Here is a 3,755-nt window from a genome sequence, read left to right on the forward strand (position 1 = left end):
GCCGCCATCGCCCGCACCCACCAGGCGCACGCCGCCGCCAGCACCGTGGCCGCCACCCAGGAGCAGATGGATGCCGCCGAGGCGCAGCGCGCCGAGGCCCAGGCCCGCCTCGCCTACACCCAGGTCTACGCGCCGGTCTCCGGCATCGTCTCGGTTCGGGCGGCGCGCCAGGGCGAGGTGGTGAATCCCGGCGAGGCCATCGTCACTATCGTGGACCTGAACGACACCTGGGTGCGCGCGCCCCTGCCCGAGACCCAGGCGGTCAACATCGCCCTGGGCGACGTCCTCAAGGTGCGTCTGCCCAACGGGCAGTTGCTCGACGGCCGCGTCATCTTCAAGGCCCCGGAAGGCGACTTCGCCACCCAGCGTGACGTCAGCCGCCAGAAGCGCGACATCAAGACCATCGTCCTCAAGCTCAAGATCGACAACGCGGAGAAGAAGTACCTCCCAGGCATGACCGCGGAGGTGCTGGTGCCGGCCTCCAAGCTGGTGGCGGAGAAGCGATGACCAGCGACGTCCAAGCCGTGAACCAGGCAGCCGGCGGCGACGGCCCCGTCACCATCTCGGTGGAGCACATCACCAAGCGCTTCGGCGACTTCACCGCCGTGGACGACATCTCCTTCTCCGTGCACGAAGGGGAGACCTTCGGCCTGCTCGGCCCCAACGGCGCCGGCAAGTCCACCCTCATCCGCATGATGACCACGCTCATCGAGATCACCTCGGGCCGCGCCGTCATCGCCGGCCACGACGTGAGCAAGGAAGCCGACCAGGCCCGCCGCCTCTTCGGTGTCATCCCCCAGGCCATGACCAGCGACCTCGACCTCACCGTGGACGAGAACCTGAACATCTACGCCAAGCTCTACGGCGTGCCCGCGGAAGAGCGCCGGAAGAGCATCGACCACCTGCTGGAGGTGGTGGACCTCAGCAAGTGGCGCAATGCCCCCACGAAAACCCTCTCCGGGGGCATGCGCCGCCGCCTGGAGATCGCGCGCGGCCTGGTGCACAGTCCCCGCATCTTCTTCCTCGACGAGCCCACCACCGGCCTGGACCCGGTCTCGCGGGTGGCGGTGTGGGAGATGCTGGGCGAGATCCAGAAGCAGCGCAAGCTCACCGTGCTCATCACCACCCACTACATGGACGAGGCCGACCGGTTGTGCGACCGCATCGCCATCGTGGACCATGGCAAGCTGGTCGCCCTCGATTCGCCGGAGGCCCTGAAGAAGAGCATCCCCGGGGCCAGCGTCATCGAAACGCACTTCGGCGCCGCGCCCCAGGACTGGGACGCCCGCCTGCAGCAGCTCCCCGGGGTGCAGAACGTGCAGCCCCAGGGCGGCGATCACTATCACATCCTCTCCAACGACGCCGGCCGCACCACCACGGAACTGGTGCAGTTGGCGCTGCAGACCGGGGTGGAAGTGAAGTCGCTCTCCGTGCACGGCACCACTCTGGACGACGTCTTTGTGCACTTCACCGGGCGGCAACTGCGCGACGAGCAGGTCAAGGCCTACGCCTTCGTCATGCCGCAGCGGCCGGGGTTGCGCCCATGAACCGCGTGTGGGCCATCGTGGAGCGCGAGATGCGCCGCTTCCTGCGCTCCCCGGCGCTGATGATGGTGTCGCTGGTCTTCCCCCTGGTGCAGCTCATCGTGCTGGGCAACGCCTTCGGCGGCAAGATCAAGGACGCGCGCGTGGCCATCGTGGACCACGACGGCGGCACCCAGTCGCTCAAGATCCGCGAGGCTTTCGACTCCATCCAGGCCAACGCCCGCACCCTCAAGCCCGTCTACTACAGCGACGAGCGGCAGGCGACGGAGGACGTGCGCAACGGCAAGCTGGCGGGCGCGGTCATCATCCCGCCGCAGTTCTCCCGCGATGTCTACGCCGGCAACCGCCCCCGCCTCGGCCTGGTGGTGGACAACAGCGACAACTTCATGTCCTCCACCCTGGAGTCGAAGCTCACCGAGCTGACCCAGGCGCTGAACCAGCCCGACGTCGAGCCCCGCATGGTGCAGCAGATCTCGCTGGAGATCGTCGAGCTCTACCCCTACATCGAGTACATGAAGTACCTGCTGCCCGGCTCCATCACCCTGGCCATGTTCGTCTCGGTGATGATCGGCGGGGGCATGCTCTACATCGACGACAAGGCGCGGGGCGTGCACGAAGGCTACCTGGTGACCCCCATCACCAAGCTGGAGCTGGTGATGGGCCTGAACCTGGCGGGGACGCTCAAGGCCATCCTGTCGGGCATCGTGATCACGGTGGTGGGCTCGCTCATCGCCGGGGTGAGCGCCATCTTCGACCCCGTGGTGCTGCTCTGGCTGGTGCTGCTCATCACCGTGACCTCGCTGGCCTTCAACACCATGATGTTCCTGCTCATGGTGCGGGTGGAGGACCCGCTGGTGCCGCGCGCCATGTTCGGCATCCTCAACACCCTGCTCTTCTTTCCCTCCGGCTCCATCTACCCCATCCAGGCCTTTCCCGGCTGGCTGCAGGTGATCGCGCGGGTGGACCCTTTCACCTACGCGGTGCACGGGCTGAAGGCGCTGCTGCTCAAGGAAGTGGGCTTCGCCGCCATCGGCTTCGACCTGCTCTACCTGCTGCTCTTCGCGGTGGTGATGATCAGCATCGCCGTCCCCCTGTTCAAGCGCAGTCTGTGAATGCCGATCCAGATTGTGGCGGCGTCATCCTGAGCGGCCTTGCGGCCGCGAGGGATCTCGCGTGCAGCACGGAGCATCCCCACCGAGAAGATCGTGGGCACTGCTCGCCAGATCGTTCGGCGCTGAAGCGCCTCAGGATGACGCCCTCGGATGGTTGGTTTTTCAATCACCCGATGACCCGATGGGTTCTGTCGGTGTCTTTGGTAGTATGAGCACGGACCCCGCCATGCCCACCACCCTCTTCGAAGCGCCGCCCTACGATGCGCGGCGCGAGCATCGCCGCAAGGTGATCATCGGCGTCGTCGCCTTCGTCGTTTTGCTAGCGTCCTTCCTGGCGTGGGACTTCCGCTACTGGCCCGAGGAGCACGTGGTGGACAAGTTCTTCGCCGCGCTGCAGGCGCAGCAGTACGAGACCGCCTACGGCATCTGGCACGCCGACCCCGACTGGAAACAGCATCCCGACCGGTTCAAGGCCTATCCCTACTCCGCCTTCTACCGCGACTGGGGACCGGGAGGCGACTGGGGCGTGGTGAAGAGCTACTCCATCGACGGCGCCGCGGTGCCGCCGGCCCCGGCCTCGGGCGTGGTGGTGGTGGTCACCGTCAACCACCGCGTGGAGCAGGCGCGCGTCTGGGTGCAGAAGAAGGACAAGAGCCTGAGCTTCTCGCCCATGTGAGTCCAGCTACTGGCTACTAGCTACCAGCTGTCCCAGCGCCTTCGCGAGCGAAGCCTCATCTTCCGCATTGACGCAGGTCCGGGCGCGGTCGATCTGCCGCATCAGCCCGGAGAGAACGCGCCCGGGGCCGACCTCGACGAACGTCTTCACCCCCTGGGCGATGAGCAGGCGCATGGAGCGCTCCCACTGGACTGCACCCGTCACTTGGCGGATGAGCGCGTCGCGCGCCTTGGCCGGGTCCGTGACCAGCGCGGCATCCACGTTGCACACCACCGGGACGCCCACGCTGCGGAACTCGAGCGCCTTCAGGTCGGCGGCCAGGCGCTCCTGCGCCGGCCGCATCAGCGAGCAATGGAAGGGCGCGCTCACCGGCAGCAGGATGGCGCGCTTGGCGCCGCGCTGCTTGGCCAGCTCGGCGGCGCG

General features: G+C 67.2%; 5 protein-coding genes. 4 read left to right on the forward strand and 1 reads right to left on the reverse strand.

Going from position 1 to position 3,755, the window contains the following annotated elements:
* From VEG08_04630 to VEG08_04645, 4 genes are all read left to right on the forward strand, one after another.
* On the forward strand, nt 1-507 hold a 507-nt coding region (locus VEG08_04630; GenBank protein HXZ27270.1), incomplete at its 5' end, for an efflux RND transporter periplasmic adaptor subunit.
* Nucleotides 504-1,547, forward strand: a complete 1,044-nt coding sequence (locus tag VEG08_04635; GenBank protein ID HXZ27271.1) for an ATP-binding cassette domain-containing protein — start codon at nt 504-506, stop codon at nt 1,545-1,547. The genes VEG08_04630 and VEG08_04635, both read left to right, overlap by 4 nt.
* Nucleotides 1,544-2,656, forward strand: a complete 1,113-nt coding sequence (locus tag VEG08_04640; GenBank protein ID HXZ27272.1) for an ABC transporter permease — start codon at nt 1,544-1,546, stop codon at nt 2,654-2,656. The genes VEG08_04635 and VEG08_04640 overlap by 4 nt, the downstream gene beginning before the upstream one ends.
* A 226-nt stretch (nt 2,657-2,882) precedes the next feature.
* A complete protein-coding gene (locus VEG08_04645; protein ID HXZ27273.1) occupies nt 2,883-3,332 on the forward strand; it encodes a hypothetical protein in 450 nt (149 codons plus the stop codon).
* Between the two features lie 6 nt (nt 3,333-3,338).
* Here VEG08_04645 and VEG08_04650 read toward each other — a convergent pair.
* The coding region (locus tag VEG08_04650; GenBank protein ID HXZ27274.1) for an ACP S-malonyltransferase at nt 3,339-3,755 on the reverse strand (417 nt) is incomplete at its 5' end.

It is taken from the genome of Terriglobales bacterium (assembly GCA_035624475.1).
GTDB lineage: Bacteria > Acidobacteriota > Terriglobia > Terriglobales > Acidobacteriaceae > DASPRL01.